Source organism: Streptomyces sp. SID3343 (assembly GCF_009865215.1).
Taxonomy (GTDB): domain Bacteria; phylum Actinomycetota; class Actinomycetes; order Streptomycetales; family Streptomycetaceae; genus Embleya.
On sequence record NZ_WWJX01001189.1, the window covers coordinates 1 to 660 of the forward strand.

The 660-nt window shown below is 78.2% G+C and carries 1 protein-coding gene; it reads left to right on the forward strand.

The window, feature by feature from the left end; translation table 11 throughout:
• Positions 1–610: hypothetical protein (locus GT354_RS37455; RefSeq protein ID WP_161360845.1), on the forward strand; the 610-nt coding region annotated here is incomplete at its 5' end.
• Positions 611–660 lie beyond the last annotated feature (50 nt).

Consider the following 660-nt stretch of genomic DNA (forward strand, 5'->3'; position numbering starts at 1 on the left):
CGCCGCGCGTCTGCGCGGGGTCGACCGGGTGCTGCGCCGCGCCCTCGGCGACGACGTCGCCCACTCGGCCGAGGTGCGCGAGGCGGCCGAACTCGCGCTCTCGTGCGCCCGGGCGGGCGGCCCCGAGGGGCGCCCGTTGTACGCGGCGCACGCCGAACTCGACGTGCCGGACGTCGTGGCGGCCCCGCACGTCGCGTTGTGGTTCGGCGCGACGCTGATCCGCGAGTATCGCGGTGACGGTCACCTGATGGCCCTCCAGGACGCCGAACTCGACGGCGTCGAGGCGCTGTTCTCGCACACCGCGACCGGCCGGGGCTTCGAGCCGGCGTTCGCCGTGGCCAGTCGCGGCTGGACCACCGAACAGTGGGAGGCGGCCCGTGACCGGCTGGCCGGGCGCGGACTCGTCGACGCCGACGGCGCGCAGACCGAGGCCGGGGCGGCGCTGCGGCGGGCCGTCGAGGAGCACACCGACCGGCTCGGCCGCGCGCCGTTCGAACTGCTCGGCGAGGAGCGGACGGCCCGACTGACCGACCTGTGCCGCGGGCTCACCGGCATCGCGCTCGGCAACGGCGCCTTTCCGCCCGGGGTGTTCGCGACCCGTAAGGGCTGAGCCGGCGGGGCGGTGGGCGGGGCCCGGGGCGGCGGGCCCCGGGGCCACCG